The sequence below is a fragment of the Urechidicola sp. KH5 genome, from assembly GCF_054661455.1.
Genome location: NZ_BAAFSW010000002.1, coordinates 710,670 through 731,042, shown reverse-complemented (window position 1 = coordinate 731,042; position 20,373 = coordinate 710,670). Strand labels below are relative to the sequence as shown.

Annotated in this window: 15 protein-coding genes; 1 reads left to right on the top strand and 14 read right to left on the bottom strand. The window is 34.2% G+C overall.

What is annotated here, in order from left to right; translation table 11 throughout:
* Position 1: 1 nt before the first annotated feature.
* From ACYQ5R_RS07895 to ACYQ5R_RS07880, 4 genes are all read right to left on the bottom strand, one after another.
* Positions 2-1,723: an autotransporter outer membrane beta-barrel domain-containing protein gene (locus tag ACYQ5R_RS07895; RefSeq protein WP_460190376.1), complete on the bottom strand. Its 1,722-nt coding sequence runs from the start codon at positions 1,721-1,723 to the stop codon at positions 2-4.
* 147 nt (positions 1,724-1,870) lie between these two features.
* Complete coding sequence (locus ACYQ5R_RS07890; protein WP_460190375.1) at positions 1,871-3,589, bottom strand: tail fiber domain-containing protein; 1,719 nt, start codon at positions 3,587-3,589, stop codon at positions 1,871-1,873.
* Between the two features lie 79 nt (positions 3,590-3,668).
* Positions 3,669-5,840, bottom strand: a complete 2,172-nt coding sequence (locus tag ACYQ5R_RS07885; protein WP_460190374.1) for a tail fiber domain-containing protein — start codon at positions 5,838-5,840, stop codon at positions 3,669-3,671.
* 105 nt (positions 5,841-5,945) lie between these two features.
* Entirely contained in the window at positions 5,946-7,721 is a 1,776-nt protein-coding gene (locus ACYQ5R_RS07880) for a tail fiber domain-containing protein (RefSeq protein WP_460190373.1), read from the bottom strand.
* 404 nt (positions 7,722-8,125) lie between these two features.
* Between ACYQ5R_RS07880 and ACYQ5R_RS07875 the strand changes: the two genes are divergently transcribed.
* Positions 8,126-8,989, top strand: a complete 864-nt coding sequence (locus ACYQ5R_RS07875) for an AraC family transcriptional regulator (protein ID WP_460190372.1) — start codon at positions 8,126-8,128, stop codon at positions 8,987-8,989.
* A gap of 74 nt (positions 8,990-9,063) precedes the next feature.
* On the opposite strand, the gene ACYQ5R_RS07870 is transcribed toward ACYQ5R_RS07875, so the two are convergent.
* The 10 genes from ACYQ5R_RS07870 to ACYQ5R_RS07825 form a co-directional block, all read right to left on the bottom strand.
* Positions 9,064-10,089, bottom strand: a complete 1,026-nt coding sequence (locus tag ACYQ5R_RS07870) for an L-rhamnose/proton symporter RhaT (protein ID WP_460190371.1) — start codon at positions 10,087-10,089, stop codon at positions 9,064-9,066.
* Between the two features lie 25 nt (positions 10,090-10,114).
* Entirely contained in the window at positions 10,115-11,563 is a 1,449-nt protein-coding gene (locus ACYQ5R_RS07865; protein WP_460190370.1) for an NAD-dependent succinate-semialdehyde dehydrogenase, read from the bottom strand.
* 11 nt (positions 11,564-11,574) lie between these two features.
* Positions 11,575-12,732, bottom strand: coding sequence for a mandelate racemase/muconate lactonizing enzyme family protein (locus ACYQ5R_RS07860; protein ID WP_460190369.1), 1,158 nt, complete (start codon positions 12,730-12,732; stop codon positions 11,575-11,577).
* A 107-nt stretch (positions 12,733-12,839) separates the two neighbouring features.
* Complete coding sequence (locus ACYQ5R_RS07855; RefSeq protein ID WP_460190368.1) at positions 12,840-13,148, bottom strand: Dabb family protein; 309 nt, start codon at positions 13,146-13,148, stop codon at positions 12,840-12,842.
* Positions 13,149-13,322: 174 nt separating this feature from the next.
* Entirely contained in the window at positions 13,323-14,732 is a 1,410-nt protein-coding gene (locus tag ACYQ5R_RS07850) for a T9SS type A sorting domain-containing protein (protein ID WP_460190367.1), read from the bottom strand.
* 189 nt (positions 14,733-14,921) lie between these two features.
* Positions 14,922-16,289: a T9SS type A sorting domain-containing protein gene (locus ACYQ5R_RS07845; protein ID WP_460190366.1), complete on the bottom strand. Its 1,368-nt coding sequence runs from the start codon at positions 16,287-16,289 to the stop codon at positions 14,922-14,924.
* Between the two features lie 150 nt (positions 16,290-16,439).
* Positions 16,440-17,846 (bottom strand): T9SS type A sorting domain-containing protein, encoded by a 1,407-nt coding sequence (locus tag ACYQ5R_RS07840; RefSeq protein WP_460190365.1) that lies wholly within the window; start codon positions 17,844-17,846, stop codon positions 16,440-16,442.
* 145 nt (positions 17,847-17,991) lie between these two features.
* A complete protein-coding gene (locus tag ACYQ5R_RS07835; RefSeq protein WP_460190364.1) occupies positions 17,992-18,522 on the bottom strand; it encodes a carbohydrate binding domain-containing protein in 531 nt (176 codons plus the stop codon).
* Between the two features lie 90 nt (positions 18,523-18,612).
* The gene (locus ACYQ5R_RS07830) at positions 18,613-19,254 is read right to left on the bottom strand and encodes a bifunctional 4-hydroxy-2-oxoglutarate aldolase/2-dehydro-3-deoxy-phosphogluconate aldolase (protein ID WP_460190363.1); all 642 of its coding nucleotides are present in this window, start codon (positions 19,252-19,254) and stop codon (positions 18,613-18,615) included.
* Positions 19,255-19,263: 9 nt separating this feature from the next.
* The gene (locus tag ACYQ5R_RS07825; protein WP_460190362.1) at positions 19,264-20,211 is read right to left on the bottom strand and encodes a 2-dehydro-3-deoxygalactonokinase; all 948 of its coding nucleotides are present in this window, start codon (positions 20,209-20,211) and stop codon (positions 19,264-19,266) included.
* Between the last annotated feature and the right edge of the window lie 162 nt (positions 20,212-20,373).

The window sequence follows — 20,373 nt, the reverse complement described above, 5'->3', positions numbered from 1 at the left end:
CTTACCATGCCGCAAGTGGTGCACGCACCCATGTATTTGTCGCAATACATACGTAAATATAGGCAGCCGTAACTCTTATTTCTCCTATAGTGCCAATATCAGTTGCACTCGCAGGTGCTGTGTTAAGGGCAGACACTTTAAATTGTGTCGATTCCGTTGTGCCATTAACCGACAGTGTTTCAGCAGGTGCAGTACCATTAGTATCCCAATTAATTGCTACTTTATTCGCAGCTGCGTTTCCAAACTCACCATAAATAAGTGGTCTATCATTATTTGAGTTTTCAATCCAAAGTGTATTATTTAAGATTCTTTCTTTATCAGAACCTGCATTATTTCCAATAAAAATATTGTTATTACCAGCAATAGAATCTGCTGCTTTCCATCCAATATAAACATTACTATCCCCTATACTACCATTTGCAGCGTTATGCCCTATCATAACATTTCTGTTACCAGTTGTTAAATATGCAGAACCATTACCGACATATACATTCTCATCACCATTTGCATTGTACCCTGTTCTTGTACCAATAAATACATTCTTCTCTCCCGAAGTCATATTGTAAGCCACATTGTTTCCAATTGCCACATTTTCTGTATCTCCAGTACCAGTAAAATTATATAAAGCACCTGTACCAATACCAACATTTCTATTACCCGCTTCAATTGAATGTAATGCACTTTTACCCAAAGCAACATTATTATCTCCGGTTTGATTTTCACCAAGGGAGCTATTACCTACAGCAACATTATCTTCTCCGGTTGTATTATCACTCAAAGCATAGTTTCCAACAGCCAAATTTCCATTTACGGAAGTAGCAGATCTTAAAGCAAAAGAACCGAGCGCAACATTATTATCTCCGTCTATATTATTTTCTAATGCATAGTTACCTACAGCTACATTTAATTGACCATCTATATTACTATTTAAAGAACTAATTCCTACTGCAATATTTCCTGCACCTATAGTATTTGCTTGTAAAGCATTAGTACCAACAACCGTATTATTGCCACCCGAAGTATTGGCTTGCATGGCCTCTTTACCAATAGCAACATTATTACTTCCAGTTATATTCTCATCTAAAGAAAATGTTCCAATTGCCGTATTAGCATCACCATCAATATTCAATTTCATACTTTCTTTACCAATAGCCACATTATTGATACCTGAAGTATTAGCTCTTAGCACTTGATAACCAATAGCCACATTATTATTGTTTGTGGTATTCAATAGTGTCTGATATCCTATTGCAGTATTGTACCTTCCCGTAGTAATTGCATTTAAACTTTGATAACCCACTCCTATATTTAAATTGTTTGTACCATCATCATTAGCACCAGCACCGATACCTAAAAAAATAGAAGAACCATTGTTTGAACCATCATAATCAGATTTACCATCTACTAAATCATTAATTCTCATAGGTACACTAATGGTTATCCAATCAGATAAACCATCATCCCAATAATAAAATCCAGGTAAATCTAAACCGTCTGTAGTTGTGAGAAATACCAACATACCATGTTGGTCTAATCCAGGGTCGGTAGCTGGAAAGGCGTCTATTCTCGGAATTAAAATACCATCAGTATTTGATGGAGCTGCGCTATTGCTGGCAGTTATATCTAGAGAAGATTTAGGATCTGTGTTATTGACACCAACTTGAGCATAATTCACTAAAACAGCAAAAAATAAAGTTAAAAACAATAGGGGGATTTTTTTCATGGGATTGAATAGTTAAATTAAGTGTCATTAAATTTTTGCTAAGATACAAAAATCATAAATGTAATATAAACATTTATTGATTAATTTAATTTCTCAAAGTAAAAAAGCATCCGTTTGGATGCTTTTTTGTTTCTTTACTAAGAACTATTAATCTTTCAATTTAGCTACTTCTATTTCTGGAGTATTCAAACCAAGCTTTGCCTCTAACAACTCAAGTCTTGCTTCCAGTTTATCATAATCTTTTGTTTTTTCTTCTAATTGTTTTTGAAGTTCTTTAAAAGCCTGAACATATAAAGCGTCATAACTACCATAAGCTGTTTGATAATAACCTGCATTGTCCGTACTAACTCTTTCTGGAAATACCTCTTTAATTTCTTGGGCAATAAACCCATACTGCACATTGTTAGGTCTTTTTATTCCTGTTTGGTTATCATTCCATTTATAAGTAACTCCTCTTAATTGAGTAATTAAACTTAATGCCTCATTTGATGGTATCGTCTCAATATCCTTTTTTAATCTTCTATCGCTATTGGCTAACCAATCTCCTGCTGTTGTTTTAGAAGCATCCCCATTTACAGACAGTGTATTCGACGGAGCAGCACCAGTTGTATCCCAATTAATACCAATCCTTTCATTATCAAATTCTCCATAAATCAAGGGTTTTGAATTAATAGAATTATTAATCCACAAAGTATTACTAAGCACTCTTAGTTGATCTGACGCAACATTGTTACCAATAAAAATATTCTGATTTCCAGCAATTGAATCGGCCGCATTAAAACCAATGTAAACGTTGTTATCTCCTACACTTCCACTCCCTGCATTATGGCCAAGAACAACATTCTTGTTTCCAGTTAAATTATTCAATCCAACACCATTACCAATAAATATATTTTCTATTCCATCAGCATTAAAACCAGTTCGCGCCCCCAAAAAGATATTTTTAACACCATCAGAGTGGTAACCTACATTAAACCCAATAGCAACATTATCTGCCGTTCCACTTGAATTAAAGTTGTTTAGAGCACCTGTACCAATACCAATATTTCTATCTGCATCTTGTCCATCATTTAAAGCGTACCTTCCAATTGCTATATTATTATCTCCTGAAACATTTGATTGTAAAGATCTAGCTCCAACTGCAACATTGGCAATTCCTATAGTATTAGCCAAAGAAGAAAAAGCCCCTATAGATGTGTTACTTCCTCCTGTAGTATTTGCTGTTAGAGCTTCTCGACCAACAGCAGTATTCGCACCAGCCGTAGTATTAAACTTAAGTGCTTTATACCCTATTGCTGTTGAATTATTTGCTGTTGAAGTAAATAACGTTTGGTATCCTACGGCCACATTGTAATTTCCAGTTGTTGTAGAATTCAAGCTACTATTTCCGATAGCTACATTTTGCCTTCCATCAATATTATCTCTCATACTACCCAACCCAATTCCAACATTTTGATTATCCGTACCATCATCATTTATACCAGCATTGATACCTAAAAAAATAGAAGAACCATTGTTTGAACCATCATAATCAGATTTACCATCTACTAAATCGTTAATTCTAATGGGTACACTAATGGTTATCCAATTAGATAGATCATTATCCCAATAATAAAAACCTGGTAAATCTAAACCAACAGCCGTAGTAAGAAATACCATCATCCCGTGTTGATCTAAACCTGGACTGGTAGATGGAAAAGTATCTATTCTCGGTATTAAAATGCCATCGGTATTTGATGGAGCTGCGCTATTGCTGGCAGTTATATCTAGAGAAGATTTAGGGTCTGTGTTATTAACACCTACTTGAGCAAATAAAAAATTGGCTATCAACCCTATAGCCAATGTTAGAAATAAATGTTTTCTCATAATAAATCGGGGGTTTAAACACCACTAATATACAATTTATTATTTCTATATGAATATTATTACCAACTTCTTTATTTTACTACTGATCTTTTACGACAACTATTTTTTCCGAATCGGTTTTTAAATCTAATTTAGATTCTATTAAAGACAAGCGAGCCGAAAGCTGTTGGTAATTTTTTAATTGCTTTTCTAAATCTTGAATTTTAGCCTCTTTATCCTCTAACTGTTGCTTTAATTCTTTAAAAGCCTGAACATATAAAGCGTCATAACTACCATAAGCTGTTTGATAATAACCTGCATTGTCCGTACTAACTCTTTCTGGAAATACCTCTTTAATTTCTTGGGCAATAAACCCATACTGCACATTGTCAGGTCTTTTTATTCCTGTTTGATTATCATTCCATTTATAAGTAACTCCTCTTAATTGAGTAATTAAACTTAATGCCTCATTTGATGGTATCGTCTCAATATCCTTTTTTAATCTTCTGTCACTATTAGCTAACCAATCTCCTGCTGTTGTTTTAGAAGCATCCCCATTTACAGAAAATGTATTCGTCGGAGCAGCACCAGTTGTATCCCAATTAATTGCAACTTTATTCGTGGCTATGGTTCCAAACTCACCATAAATTAGCGGTATATTTGAATTTGAATTTTCAATCCATAATTTATCATTTAAGGCACGAGCAGTGCTTGAGCCAGCGCGATGCCCTATAAATACATTATGATCTCCTGTAATTTGGTCAGCATTAGCGTAACCTATATATACATTTCCAGTTCCTTCTGAATCAAAAGCTGTATTATGACCTATAAAGACATTTCGTGTATTTGTAGTTCCGTTAAATCCAGTAGAATTTCCTAGAAAGACATTTTCATCACCGTTTAACCAATAACCACTTTGATGCCCCAATAAAACATTTCTCGTACCAGATAGCAATTCATATCCTGCATTGTTACCAATAGCCGTTGAAGCCACCTCTCCAACTACATTTAAATTACGCAATGCTCCAACACCTACTGCTGTGATCCGGTCTCCTTCTTGAGATAATTGCAATGCTTGCCAACCAATTGCTGTGTTATTTTCACCCGAAATATTCTCTGCTAGCGCACTATTACCAACAGCCAGATTTTGCTCTCCTATCGTATTGTTATTTAATGCATAATTTCCTACAGCCACATTTCCATTAGCAATATTATGACGCAACGAATAAGATCCCAATGCTACACTATTATCGTTTGTATTATTATTTTCAAGAGCATAGTTACCAACAGCAACATTTAAGATCCCAGTTGTATTAGAAGTTAAACTACCTCTTCCTACAGCAACATTACCGTTACCTGATGTATTTGCGCCCAGAGCATTGTTTCCAATAGCTGTATTAGCACCTCCTGCATCATTGGCCGTAAGTGCAGAAAATCCTATTGCTGTATTATTATTTCCGGAATCATTTGCATTTAATGCAAAGGCTCCAACAGCTGAATTATTATCACCGGTAACACCTCCAGCTCCAGTTAATGCAGATCTACCAACTGCTGTATTATTTTCGCCAATGCTATTTCTTAAAGCCGACGCTCCCAAAGCTGTATTACCTGAACCTGTTTGATTTTCTCTTAATGCATTGGTACCAACTGAAGTATTTTGAGCACCTGTAGTGTTTTCTCTTAATGCATTATTACCAATTCCTACAAGAAAACCAGCAGTAGAATTCAATAATGCGTTTACACCAACAGCTGTATTGTATCCATTTGTTGATAAAGCAGATAATGTATTATTACCCACTGCAACATTCGCAGATCCTGTTGTGATTGAATTTAAACTATTAAATCCAACTCCTACATTTTGGTTGTTAGAACTATCGTCATTTACTCCCGCATTAATTCCCAAAAAAATAGAAGAACCATCATGAGAGCCATCGTAATCAGATTTACCGTCTACCAAATCGTTAATTCGCAAAGGCACACCAATGGTAATCCAATTAGTTAACCCATTATCCCAGTAATAAAACCCTGGTAGGTCTAGTCCATCAGTAGTTGTAAGAAACACCAACATACCATGTTGGTCTAATCCAGGGTCGGTAGCTGGAAAGGCGTCTATTCTCGGAATTAAAATACCATCCGTATTTAAGGGTGTTGCACTATTGCTAGCAGTAATATCTAAGCTTGCGTGAGGATCTGTATTGTTGACACCTACTTGTGAAAAGGTAACATTGACCATAAATATTACAGCCAAAATTGTCAGTAAATTAATCTTCATATTTCTTTGGAGTTAGGTAATTAAATGTTTAAAATACAATTATACAATTTATATTAAAAAAAAGCACCCATTTGGATGCTTTTTATTTTCTTATAATGAAGACTATCAATCTTCTAACAGCACTACTTTTTCAGTTTCGGGTTTCAAACCTAGTTTTGCTTCTATTAATTCAAGACGTGCTTGTAACTGCTCGTTCTCTTTTGTTTTTTCTGCGAGTTGTTGCTTTAATTCTTTAATGGCTTGTACAAAAAGTGCGTCATAATTACCATAGGCTGTTTGATAAAAACCTTTTGAGTCGGTAGATACATGATCAGGAAAAATCTCTTTCAATTCTTGCGCAACAAATCCATATTGCAAATGTGTATCTCTTTTGAGTCCTGTCTGTGTATCATTCCAATAATAGGTTACCCCTCTTAATTGAGAGACTAAATCTAAAGCTTTACAAGTAGATAAGGTTGTGATATCTCTTTTTAACCTTCTGTCGCTATGATTGTTCCAATTACCTCCTCCATTACTTTTTGAGGCATCACCATTTACAGCAAGTTCATCTGGCGGCGTGCCATCTGATGCTGGATCCCAATTAATACCAACTAAACCATTGGCCCCTGCCGCAAATTCACCATAAATTAGAGATGTGTTATCTTGTGAATTTTCAATTCTAAGTTGGTTGCTATCTGTTCCGGTATTTTCTCCAGCTAAATAGCCTATAAATACATTTCCTGTTCCTGTTGTATTAAAGAACCCCGCATTATGTCCCAAATAAACATTATTATCTCCTGTACTGTTATAGCCTGCAGATAAACCAATAAATGTGTTTTGATCACCTGTTGAGTCATAACCCGCCTGATGGCCATAAAATGAGTTTCTGGCACCAGTTGCATTAATAGCTGCATTGTTTCCAACTGCCGTATTTTCATCACTGCCATCCATATTTTGCAGAGCTCGAGTTCCGATAGCAAGATTTGCATTTCCTGTTGTATTACGCTGCAACGTACCTTCTCCAATACCCACATTATTATCTCCAATTGTATTGTATCCTAAAGCACTTGCACCTACTGCAACGAGATTTTCTCCTGAGGTGTTTGCATTTAAAGCAGACCCTCCTATTGCAGTATTTCCAGTAGCTGTATTATTTAACAAAGTATAATTACCAACAGCCACATTATTATTTCCGGAAATATTGTTTAATAAAGAAGATCTACCAATTGCCAAGTTATTAGCACCGCCAACATTATCTCTAAGTGCTACTGCACCAAGTGCCACATTAGAACCTCCAGTGGTATTTGATCTTAAAGCTCCTTGACCAATTGCTGTATTATTTTGACCTGTGGTAGTTGCCTGCATTGTAGTATTACCAACAGCAGTATTGTTATTTGCTGTATTTACTGATAATGTGTTATAGCCTACTCCTACATTACCAACGTTTGTGGTTAACGCATTTAAACTATTGTAACCAATACCAATATTTTGATTGTGCGTACCGTTGTCATTTGCTCCTGCATTTAACCCTAAAAATATGGAAGAGCCATTATCTGAACCATCGTAATCAGATTTACCATCCACCAAATCGTTAATTCTTAGGGGCACACTAATAGTAACCCAGTCTGTTTGGGTATTATCCCAATAATAAAAACCTGGTAAATCTAATCCATCTGCTGTTGTAAGAAATACTAGCAAGCTGTGTTGGTCAGCCCCTGGATTTGTAGAAGGTAAAGCATCTATTCTAGGAATTAAAATTCCATCTGTATTTGCGGGAGTAGCGCTGTTACTTGCTGTAACATCTAAACTTGATTGTGGATCGGTATTATTAATACCTACTTGCGCATTCGCATGATTGGCCATTAAAATAATGGCCAAAACGGATAATATTATTCTTTTCATAGTTATTTGAGGTTAATTAATCAGTAATCAAATATACAATTATCATTTTATTATTCAGTAACTTGCGTGTTAAATTCTATCATAATTCCAACAACATTTAGAGCATTCGCATTCTAAAAAAATAGCGCTTAAATTAAATCTCTGTGTTTAATAAGCATGTTCATTTGACGTTTTCACCTACTAAACCAATTCATTCGAACACTCAAATATCTCAAAAGACCACTCACTAAATACCCCTTAATACTCATATTTTACCTTGAACAACTATCTAAAACTGAAGTAAATAAATCAATTGAATAGGCAATTATGGATATGCACCTACCACTCATATTCACAAATTACTACTGTTTTTAAAATTTGAAGATAAAATAGTATATTGAGCCCTTATAATTTAACTACTACAATTGGAACTAAAATACAAAGCAACAACAAACTCAGAAACGGAGTCTTTTTATATTGAACGTAAGAAGTTTCCATATTTTGGAGTAAACTGGCACTACCATGATGAATATGAATTGATATTCATTTTAAAGGGAAGTGGTGTTCGTATTGTTGGTGATAGTATGGACCCATTTAATGAAAGCAATTTAGTTTTTATTGGTAGTGGTGTTCCACACTTATTCAAGAATGAAGAAAAAGAAGAATCTACTGATGTAGACTACATTGTTCTTAAATTTAACACAACACTAAATGGACTACCTTTATTTTCACTTCCTGAATTTTCAAAAATCCAACAATTACTTGATAAGGCAAATAGAGGTATTTTATTTTCCAAAAAAACGATTGCTCAAGTAAAAGACCTCATTATTGCGATGGTAGAATCTAAAGAAGCTGAAAGAATGATTTACCTTTTTAAGGTACTTCATATACTAGCTTTAGAAGAAGAGGTAACGTATCTTTCTAGTGAGAATTTTTCACTGAAAAGTACTTCCAAAGGAGAAAACAGAATTCAGAATGTAATAGATTATATTAGTGAAAACTACACGAAAGACATCTCTTTAGAAGACTTAGCTGAAGTAGCCTATATGACTACCAATTCTTTCTGCAGGTATTTTAAAAGTCGAACTGGTAAAACGGCTTTTCAATTTATTAGAGAATACCGTGTAAATAAGGCTTGTCAAATGTTAATAAACGGCGAAAAATCTATTTCTGAAATTTGCTTTGATACAGGGTTTAATTCTTTTTCTACATTTAATAGAATCTTTAAAAATTTAAAAAACTACTCTGCAAGTGAGTACAAAAGCAAGTATTCTAAAATATACTTGTAAAAAATTACGTGTGAAAAACAAAAAGCGTCATTAAATTAATAATAACGCTTTATTTTTCATTTAGTAAACGCGGTCTACACCACGCTATTAGAGTAACCTAATATTACACTTGAAATAATTAAGACTAAAAGTCCTGCTAATAAAAGATTAAATGGTTTTTTAGCTCCATTCCATTCTCCTGCTCGGTATGCCCAAAAATTACTTATAATTAAAGAAAGTCCTAACAGCATTGGCCATCCAATAACTCCACCAATAGGACCAATGAGTGCTGCACCCTGACCATAAATACCTAGAGCTCCAAACCAAAATATACTTGCTAAAATTGCCCACTTATAAGCCTTGCCTGCATTAGGCACTTTGAAAGAGCTCCAAGATTTATTTTTAAATAGTAAGAAAATTGCATAACCCGCGTTCATTATGAATGCTCCTATAAGTACTACTACCCAAGCAGCTAAACTCGCATTTCTATCTATTGCACCCATTTCTTCCGCCAGTGTTGCTATTGGAGCCGCATTGACAAATCCAACGTTTAATAAAGCTGATAATACACCACAAGCCACGGCAATTGATATTCCTTTTACAATATTCGACTTCTCTCCTGATGTTTCTGATGTCAATCTATCTTTATCTATTCCTGCCTTTGCAGTAATTGCCACCCCAACAAGGGTTATAGCTAAACCTGCAATTACATATGGAAATTGAGGTGATGAAGTTGCGTTTTCCATTAACAATAACGGAATTAAAGCTCCAACAGAACCAGCTAACCCCATAACAATTCCCATTGTTAAAGACAAACCAATATAAGGTACACTAACACCAAACAAGATACCTCCTATACCCCATAAAAAACCAAAGAACATAGCCATGAATGCAACACTTTGCAACGTGGGATCCGAAAAAGTTTGACTTAAAACACCTGCAAGGTTTGGCACAGAAATAAAGGCCCATGCCATTGGTAAAATAATCATAGCAATAGATACGTGTATCAACCACCAAGACTCCCATTTTAGAGGTGCCATATATTTCATACCAAGACCAAAAGACCCCTGAAAAACACTAGCAATGATGATTAATAGAAAAGGAAAAAAATCAAATTCCATAAAATATTAGTTATTTAAGTTAAGTTTATTGAATTGCAACAGAGATGCGCTTTTTTACAAGATAATCGTCCAATGCTAAGTGAGAACAATCATGACCTATTCCACTATTTTTTATACCTCCATGCGGTAAGTAAATGGCATATTTTACACCGTTTACTTGGACTTCTCCAAACTGAAGTTCCTCTGAAAAACGCTGCACTCTCTTATGGTTATTTGTAAATATATACGATGCTAAACCATATTCTGTATTATTAGCTAACTCTAAGACTTCATCATCCGTATCAAAAGACATTATAGGAGCAATAGGACCAAAGGTTTCTTCTTTGAACAAACGCATTTCTGTAGTTAAACCAGATATAACGGTTGGCTCCAACCAATTGCCATTTTCTTTTCCTTCCGGAACTTTACCACCGTATTCTAAAATAGCACCTTTAGCAACTGCGTCATCAATAAGTTCAAACATCCTATCTCTATCACTTCTTGTAACAAGCGGCCCCATATCTACAGTTTCATCTAAACTAAAACCTAATTTTATAGCGGCTGCTCTTTTTTTATAGACCTCTAAAAATTTCTTATAAATGCTACTATGCACAAAAATTCTATTGGCTGCTACACAAATCTGACCGGTATTTCCAAACTTTAATCCGATAGCTAAATCTAAAGCTTTGTCAAAGTCTGCATCATCAAAAACAATAAATGGGGCATTTCCACCTAACTCCATACCCAGTTTTTTGATAGAAGTTGTACTATCTGCAATTACACGTTTACCTGTAGCAGTAGAACCAATCATTGTTATAACAGAAGGTATTGTACTAGTAGTCATTGGTGTTGCAACTTCTTTGCTTGAACCAGATAAAATAGTTACCACTCCTGGAGGGAAATTAATATCGTACAATATTTCTCCAATAATATATGCCGATAGGGGTGATAAAGAAGATGGTTTTATAATTAAAGAGCATCCTGCTGCCAGCGCAGGACCTAATTTAAAGCCCACATTTAACAACGGGAAATTCCAAGCTAAATAGGCTACAGCAACACCTGCTGGCTGCTGAATCATTCTATGAGTATGGGTGTTTTCGTAATCAGGTATTTGCTCATCACGCAAATTTTTCATTGCGGCTGGATACCATTCTAATGCGTTTACTACCGCTTCTATATCTTCATAAGCTCCAGCATAAGTTTTACCCATTTCATGTACAATTGCGGAACGTAACTCGTGCTCTCTTTCTAGCACAGCTGCACGTAATTTAGCCATCCACTCTGTGCGATTAGCCAAGGGCAATTTCGACCAATATTCATAGCCTTTTTTAGCTGATTCTAATGCCTTTTTCGTGTCAGCTTCACCTGCTTGAGCAACTTCGGCAACAACTTCACCTGTAGCTGGACAAACAACTTCTATGCGTTTACCAGAAGCAGCATCAACCAATTTACCGTCTATATATAATTTTTTGTATCCAAAATGTTGTGTCTTCATAGGGGTTCTCATTAATCTAAAATACTTTCAATTTTATCTTTAGGAATTGCATACTTATGCAATATCTCTTCGTTCACATCTAATCCTAGGCCAGGAGTTCTTGGTATTTCTAACATTCCGTCTTTCAATTCAATTGCTGGATAGGTTAGTTGCTCTCTTAATGCATTCTCCGTTTGATCGTATTCGATTAAGAAATCAGGAGATTTCATTCGACCAGGAATCAATTCTAGATTCGAAATAAAATGCAAAGCTACGTGAATACCTATAGCTGTACCCCATGTATGAGGCACAACCTCTACTCCATAAGTTGAAGCCAATGCAGCAATACGCTTCGCTTCTGTTAATCCTCCACTAGAGCAAATATCTGGTTGCAAAATATCTACAGATTTGTTTTTTAGTAATTGGTGAAAACCAAAACGCAAATATTCACATTCTCCACCGGCAATAGGAATGGTCGTTATCTTTCGTAGTTCATTGTATTGTTCATAAAATTCAGGAGATACAGGTTCTTCAAACCAGCTAATATCGAACTGCTCTATTTTTCTTGCCAATTGCGCAGCTTCTTTTAAAGAGTAAGCATGATTCGAGTCAATCATCAATTGCACATCGTTACCAATAATATCACGAACTTTTTTAATATTCTTATAATCTTCTTGAATCCCCAATCCTACCTTCATTTTGATGGCTTTAAATCCTTGAGATAGGTATTGCTGCAATTCTAAATCAAAATCACGAGAAGGATCTTTATGACTTGTGAAATATAAGCCCGTTGCATAGGGCCTTATTTTTGTTCTATGAGCGCCACCTAATAATTGGTACACAGGCAATCCTAATATTTTACCTTTTAAATCCCAAAGGGCAATATCTATTGCACTAATAGAAGCAACCAATACACCTCGTCTCGCATAATCAAGAGTCTTTCTGTACATTTTATTCCAGATTACCTCAGTATCCAATGGATTCATACCAGTAACAATTGGCTCTAATAACTCTACCCCAGCAGCTAATACACTTGCTGGACCATAACCTTCTCCCCAACCATAGGTACCATCTGATGCAGTTACTTTAACAACGCAAATACACCTTTCAGAATATTCCCATTGAGAGAAAAAGAAGCTTTTAGAAAGTGTATCTTTTAATACAAATGTTTCTATTTTTTCAATAGTCATTTTATTATTTATTTGAACGAAATTTGTGATTAAATACAATCAAAAATAACGTGGTTCTTTTATCTATTTCGTATAGCTATTATCTAGCTTTTGGCAATTTTTATCTTCTAAGAAGTTTGGTAGTCCACAATCTCTTCTGCTACAGTAACAGACTGAATATATGCAACCACCTCATCGTGCAAAGGGTATTTTGTATATGCCCAAAATGTATCTTTATTTTCGAATACTGAAATTAGACTGATATCAAAAAAAGAAGCACCGTAATCTCCTACATTAATAGCGGTTTCATAAACGACTATTTCAGAAATATGTTTCGGCAATTCATCTAATCTTCTTTTTACTTCTTTCGCAAGCAATTGATTTTTTTCCTGACTGCCTTGGTCTTTAAGTTTCCAAAGCACAATATGTTTGTACATAGTGTAGTTAGTTATTCTTGTTAATCTATTCTGTTATTCTCAAATGTAATGCGCATAAAAAGACAAATCACATCAAAAATTACCGCTTGCATTTCATGAATTACCTACAGGTATACAGAACAAAAACTCCTATGAAACACATAAGAGTTTGAACAATTAATACTTAAAATATATTTATTTTTTTACAATTTTTTTAGTTGCTAAACCTCCGCTTTCAGCTTCTAATTGCAAGACATACATTCCACTAGTTAAATTGGAAAGATCTATATTTGCTGTCTTATTAGTTGTAAATACAGTTTTTCCTAATAAATCTAGTATTTGAGCCTGCTTTAATAATTCTTCTGATTGAATAAAAATTTGATTGTCCGCTGGATTTGGATAAATAGAGAAGCGGAAAGTATTTACATTTTGTTCAGAAAGTGTTGAAGCTAGATGTAACTGACCAAAAGAATCTAAAGCTACATCCATTCCCATGTATGGGCCATCGATTATTTCAATTACATCCAATTGATCTTGGGTCAAACCATTCACATCATTTCCGAATTTAATTAAACCTTCTCTAAATCCTACAATATTTATTGAACCTTGTAACCAATCTGTACTGCTATTATCCTCAAATACAATAGTATTAAAATCATCTAAATCTGATATATTTAAAACTATTACACCTTCCGGAGAATTTCCAGTAAAAAGTATTTGTCCAAGTTCATTTTGACTTTCATTTATATCAAGTGTAAATGTTTTCTTTTTATTTACGTTAATATCAACACCATTTTGCAAACAATTCTCGATGTTAAGAACTATCAATCCGTTTCCATTTGCAAAAAGCTTTGTGTTTCCCGTGGCGGCATTCGCAAAATTTGAAGTATTTACAATGACCTCCGAATTGTCTAAAAATCGAAAATTACCTTTAAACATGCTATTATCTGCAGTTGCATTAAAAATATTGTTTTTACTATTCTTTCCGAACTGCAAATCTCTTGATACACCTGAATTTGGAGAAAGTAAAACTCCTTCAAAAATAACACTTTGAGCTTCGTTATCCGACCAAGTTGAAGTATTACCGTTACCACTTAAAGTCAGCGTACTTGAGTTACCAAATACGATACTATTACTTGCTCCATTTATATTTCTAATTGTTGTCCAACCTACAAATTGATTTGGTGTAAAGGAATTTTCAATTATTATATTACAGTTTATTTGGAGTGTAGTTCCCTCACTTGATTCATTAAATAGCCCCAGGGCATTATCTCCAGCTGGATATGAGTTAGATTGATTATCAATTGTTAACGTTTGACTTCCATTTATTGCGATCGAACCATCCGAAGCTATTCTTGTAGGATTATTAGAAAAAGTCTTCATATTAAAATCTACATCTACAAAAATACTCGATACATTGTTCCAAATATCTATATTCAAGTCAGTATTTGAAAGGGGCAAACTAGGCCCGCCGTTTGCTGTATCCCAGTTGCTTATTGTCGACCAATTATTATCTGGTCCTAAATCGTTAAATGCTCTCCAGTTTTGAGAATAACATAAAATAGAAAAACTTAAAAAAATAAAAAGATAAATAGCTCTAATCATAGTTGAATATTTTAAAAACCTTATTTTGAAAAGTATTTATTCAATTACGAATGGCTAAATATATTCGTTTAAACGACTATAACTGAAGTTTGATAAGCAATATGTTTAGATAAATGGTTTTAAAATTTTGTAAAATAAAAAGGCTCCAATAAAAATTATTGAAGCCAAAATATTTGTTGTTATTTACACCTATTTTTTTACAATTTTTTTAGTTGCTATACCTCCGCTTTCAGCTTCTAATTGCAATACATACATACCGCTTCTAAGGTTGGATATATCAATATTTTCCAATTCAAAAGTCTCCAACACTTTTCTACCTAATACATCAAACACTTGAGCGTTTTTTAATGGCTCAATTGATTGAATAGAAATGTTAGAACTAGCTGGATTTGGATATACTGAAAATTCAAAGGTATTATAATTGTCTGTGCTCAAAATTAAATCACTTGCACCAACCAAATGGCCAGTTGCATCTAATGATAGCGGATTCCCTCCATTAGGAACCTGACCGTTAATAGTAATTTGAGATAATTGTTGTGCCGTTAAACCTGGAGTGGTAATATCAGGACCAAAATTAACTACACCCTCTTGATATCCGTTTATGTTTAACGTTCCTGTACCCCAATTTTTGAGGTGATTTCTCCAAAAGTTTAATTCTGTAACGCTTGAATCAATATTTAAATTTAAGGTACCATTTCCCGTTCCTGTAAAAGTTAAATGTGATAAACTTTGATTGGCATTAACGTTTATATCTAATACATTAGCCCCCTGTATTGAAATTTCTTTGCCCATAACATTGGCATTGTTTAAAGTAACCGTAGCACCTGTACCGTTAGCCTGTAATTTTTTATTACTAAACTTTACACCATCAGGAGTATTCACAATTATCTCAGCACCGGCATAAACCGTTACACCTCCAGTAAAACTATTATTTACAAAAGTACTCCCAAAAGTTGCTTTCGTATTTAACCCAATACCAAGAACTTGAGTACCTGACAAAGCGCCATTCATAAAAAATTCTCCTATACCATCTCCAAACAATCCAGTACCACCAGCACCAGCCAATTCTAGGCTACTATTCGAACCAAATTCTATACTATTACCTACATTATCTTCAATCTCAAAAGAAGTCCAATCATCATAATTAGCTCCAGATTCAGACATTGAATTATTAACTATTACGGAACAATCTATTTTAAGATTCGTTGCTGCAGATGTCCAATTTCGTATTCCATTTGATGTAGTTGCCCCAAAATTGGTTCTACTATTTACATCAATTGTCAATGTATTACCTAAATTACTCAGTAAAACGAGGTCATTTGGTCTAGTGCCGTTGTTTTGAAAAATTTCAACTGTCAAATCTACATCAAGATCAACACTTTCTGTGGGATTCCAAACACCAACTCTATCACCGGCTACGGGCAATATGTTTTCACTCCAATTGGCAGAATTACTCCAAAGAATGTCTGTACCAGCAGCATTTATATACCTCCACGTTTGCGAAAAAGCAGTTGTTACAGTAAATATTAAAATCAAAAAAGTGTAAATTTTCTTCATATCTAGTAGTTTAATATTAATGGAGCTAAAATTAACCTACATATAATTAATAAGCAACTGCTAATTAACTCTTCTATTCTAATTTTTATCAAAAAAAATGCACCCACATAAATTGTGGGTGCATATAGCAATTAGGAAAACTAAATTAAGTTATTTCTTGATAATTTTTTTTGTGGCAACACCACCATTATCAGCGGTTAGTTTTAACATATACAATCCGCTTGTAAGATTTGAAATATTAATTTGTTCAATAGTTTGAGAATGCACTACTTTTTTACCTAGCATATCAAATACCTCTGCAGCGTTAATTATTTCTTGTGTTTGAACTTGAATTACATCATTCGCTGGGTTTGGATATACCGCAAACTCAAATGCATTGTAATCTTTTACAGATAACGCTAAGTTTTCTGCACCTACTACATTACCATTTACATCTAAACTTAAAGCAGCTCCATCACCTGGTCCGGGTGTAGTACCATTAATTGTAATTCTTGAAAGCAAAGCTCCATTGTTTAATGATGTAGCGTCAGTTCCAAACTTAAGAACACCTTCTCTGTAATTTATAATATTTACTGTTGCAGTTGGCTCCCAATTTGTATCATTAATGTTATTAGGTCCCATCTGTACACAAGTAACACTTGGATCAATCTCTAAATGCAAAATCGTATTAGGTGCCTTCATTTTAATAGCATTATTCAATGTTTGATTGGCATTAATTTTTACAGTAAGTTCTCTACCCGCTTGAGCAGGTTTAGTAGAGGCTCTTATTTCAGCAGTTTCAACAACATTTGGAGTATCTAAAGTAATAATACTTCCAGTTCCATTGGCCTGAAGTTTGGTATTGACTATAGTCGAACTTCCATTCGATTTCAAAACAAGTTCAGAACCTACTGCAACTGTGAGAGTTCCTGTAAAACCACTAACATCACTTGTTGCGCTACCAAAATTAACCTTCGCACTATTTCCAATCAGAACACTATCATCTCCAACTATAGTACCATTAATATTAGTTTCTCCTGCACCCCAAAAACTGGTGTTACCTGTACTATCGAATGTTAAAGTATTTCCTGCTCCAAAATCTATAGTACTGCCAGCTGTAGTTGCCGAAACAATCGAAAAGCCTCCCTGAGGATCAGGAGCCACAGAATTTGCAATGGTTACATCACAATTGAATGTTAAAGCCGTTGGGATAGTACTACTATTCCAAATAGCTTTAGTATTAGTATTATCATCATTACCTTGCGTTGCATTCATTACATCTATTGTTAATAGATCAGATCCTGTAAATACAAAATCTTGTGTTTTACCTGGTGCTGTTCTTACACGTTTTGCAGTGTATGGTACAGTCGAATTAACCTCTACTGGACCATTAGCAAAACTTACATTTAAATTAGGTTCAGCAATCGAAGTAGGAGGTGTTACACCAGCTGGAGCACCAAAATTCCAATTGGTATCTTCGGTCCACGAAATGTCTGTAGCACCAGTAAATTCTGCCCACTGTGCTTGAGCAAACGTTACGGTTAGTAATAAAATAAAAAGTGAGTATATTTTTCTCATATCAAGTAGTTAAAAGTTAAGGGATAAATGTAATATATACATTTATATATTATATCTCATATTTTACCGCTAATATATCATATTTTAACATTATAATAATATTAAAGTTTGAAAAATACTCTTCATTCTTTTGTAAAGAATAATTTTACATTTTTACTATTTTAAAATTATCTACGCACAACACACCTCCTTCAGCCCAGCGACCTACTTGAAAGCTTATCTTTTCGCGGCCTTCTTTCACCTTGAATTTAAAACTGTGGCTTTCCCATTTACCTTCTACGGGCATTTCAATTTTTTCGTTTTTGTAAGAGTGACTGTCACCTTTTTTCCCTGAAGAAATTCCGATAGAATAGTTTCGTTTCCAAGCTACACCTTGATTATCAATTTTAACATCAACACTAAACACATATGTCTCTCCTGCAACTAAATCTGCATACTGTACAATGTTTACTTGTTGATTTGTGCTACTTACAGCAAATTTCTTTCCTTCATCTGCTCCATCTCCTGAAACAACCTCCCAAGAAGTGTCATCATACCAACTAAAAAATCGGTCTTTACCCTGCTCCAATAATTGTTTACCTTCAGGTAATTTTTCGAAATTTTGGTTAAAAATAACCTCCTGCGCACTTAAAGTTACGCTAAAAAAAAGTGCCAATACAGCTACAATACATTTCATCTTATTACTATTAAAATTAAGTATAGGTTTCAAAAGTAACAGATGATAAAAAAGAAAATTGGACTATAATTAACGCGTAATTACCAAATATTACCCGAGACAAGATTTCACTTTTTTCACCACATCATTAAAGTGGTTATAAAGTGCATCGAAATTATTTGTAGCTATATATTCTTTATGAAATAATGAACTACCCATACCTACACCAACTACTCCAACTTCAAAAAATGTATGAATGTTCTCTAGAGAAACTCCTCCCGTAGGAATGATCTTCACATTGTTTAATGGGGCCAATACATCTTTAATATATGGTGCCCCTAATTGCGTAGCTGGAAAAACTTTTACTGCAGTTGCTCCTAAACTATAGGCTTTATAAATCTCTGTTGGTGTAAACGCTCCTGGAAAAACAGGAATTTCATGCGATACGCAAAACTTCACTACTTCTTCATCTAAAATTGGAGTCACTATAAAACTTGCACCATATTCTACTGATTTCTTAACATCTTCTATCGTACAAACCGTACCGGTACCTATATTTAAATTAGGATGCTCTTGCTTAATAAATGCTATAGAACTCTCTACATCAGAAGAGTTCATTGTAACTTCAATCGTGGTCAAACCTGCTTTTTCATATAATGGAACAACCTGTTTTACCACATCTAAGGGTATATTTCTAAGAATGCCCACTACGGGCATTTTTTCAAATTTCTCTTTATCAAATTTATGAATCATATAACTACTCTATACTAATATATTTTTAAGAATTTGAAACTGCCCTAAAACCACTGCATTATCTGATTGAATAGCTGACACTACTTCCGTTCTATTCTCAAATCCCATTACTTCAATAGCTGTTACATACAATTGCAACAACTTACCAGACGCTATCAAGGAAATTTTTCCTTTGTAATTTTTTAACTGCTGTAATTCTTCTCCTATCAAAAGACCACTAAGGTAATAATAGTTTTCTGTAGGGTCATACCTATCAAACAAGGTATTTGCACGCACACTAAAAATTGTATTTAAAACAGACGAATTTAAACTTGCTTTAACACCATTAATAAAGGCTTTTCTATTTGGTTCATGAAACTCACCAATAGTCACTGAATTTTGCAAAATGGTATGCTTGGTAATAGTATCGAACAATTCACCAGTCATAAATGTTTTAAAATCAGTCACAAAACTATTATCACAATTCATGTGCTTAGAATGGGTACCAGGCAGTATATAAGTTGTCTTAACTTGTTCAGTTTTTCCAGCCTCCAAACCAATTACTTGAACTTCTTCGCCTCTAATTACATCCGAATCAGAACACACGCCAGAGATTAAAAACACATTATTCTCGAGAACAAGATTTTCAACTTTTTCAACGAGTAACGATTTTCCTTTTAAATCAAATGGTAATTTAGCATAGGGTAGCTCTTTAACTCCAATACTTGAAGATGCCATTCCAGATATTACAATGGGCACATTGTTATCTACAATTTTAAGTTGACTAATTTTTTGCTTCAATACATTCAAAAAGTAATTAACGCGATCCGCTTGAGTCTCTTGCCATTTTGAAAATACTGTTTTAATTCCCATATCGGAAACCACTTCACTCAAAACATTCAATTCTGTAGTGCTTACCAATCTTACCCGCAAGTTCGTGGTACCCCAATCAACACTTATAAATTGACTTACATTCATATAAATAGTTTACAATAATTGTAGTTCAAAAGTAGTTCGCAACTCAAAAATTAATCAAGCAATCATTAACCATTGTTTTACATCTGTTACCACAAGCACTAATTTTTATGGTAAAAGGTGGTTTGATTTTGATAATCTACCTAATCGTAATACTTAAAGAAA

Excerpts from the sequence above, each read along its gene's own strand:
- ACYQ5R_RS07825 (WP_460190362.1), bottom strand. The coding sequence starts at position 20,211 with ATGAATGTAAGTCAATTTATAAGTGTTGATTGGGGTACCACGAACTTG.
- ACYQ5R_RS07840 (WP_460190365.1), bottom strand. The coding sequence starts at position 17,846 with ATGAGAAAAATATACTCACTTTTTATTTTATTACTAACCGTAACGTTT.
- ACYQ5R_RS07890 (WP_460190375.1), bottom strand. The coding sequence starts at position 3,589 with ATGAGAAAACATTTATTTCTAACATTGGCTATAGGGTTGATAGCCAAT.
- ACYQ5R_RS07880 (WP_460190373.1), bottom strand. The coding sequence starts at position 7,721 with ATGAAAAGAATAATATTATCCGTTTTGGCCATTATTTTAATGGCCAAT.
- ACYQ5R_RS07860 (WP_460190369.1), bottom strand. The coding sequence starts at position 12,732 with ATGACTATTGAAAAAATAGAAACATTTGTATTAAAAGATACACTTTCT.
- ACYQ5R_RS07830 (WP_460190363.1), bottom strand. The coding sequence starts at position 19,254 with ATGATTCATAAATTTGATAAAGAGAAATTTGAAAAAATGCCCGTAGTG.
- ACYQ5R_RS07895 (WP_460190376.1), bottom strand. The coding sequence starts at position 1,723 with ATGAAAAAAATCCCCCTATTGTTTTTAACTTTATTTTTTGCTGTTTTA.
- ACYQ5R_RS07865 (WP_460190370.1), bottom strand. The coding sequence starts at position 11,563 with ATGAAGACACAACATTTTGGATACAAAAAATTATATATAGACGGTAAA.
- ACYQ5R_RS07870 (WP_460190371.1), bottom strand. The coding sequence starts at position 10,089 with ATGGAATTTGATTTTTTTCCTTTTCTATTAATCATCATTGCTAGTGTT.
- ACYQ5R_RS07850 (WP_460190367.1), bottom strand. The coding sequence starts at position 14,732 with ATGATTAGAGCTATTTATCTTTTTATTTTTTTAAGTTTTTCTATTTTA.
- ACYQ5R_RS07835 (WP_460190364.1), bottom strand. The coding sequence starts at position 18,522 with ATGAAATGTATTGTAGCTGTATTGGCACTTTTTTTTAGCGTAACTTTA.
- ACYQ5R_RS07855 (WP_460190368.1), bottom strand. The coding sequence starts at position 13,148 with ATGTACAAACATATTGTGCTTTGGAAACTTAAAGACCAAGGCAGTCAG.
- ACYQ5R_RS07845 (WP_460190366.1), bottom strand. The coding sequence starts at position 16,289 with ATGAAGAAAATTTACACTTTTTTGATTTTAATATTTACTGTAACAACT.
- ACYQ5R_RS07885 (WP_460190374.1), bottom strand. The coding sequence starts at position 5,840 with ATGAAGATTAATTTACTGACAATTTTGGCTGTAATATTTATGGTCAAT.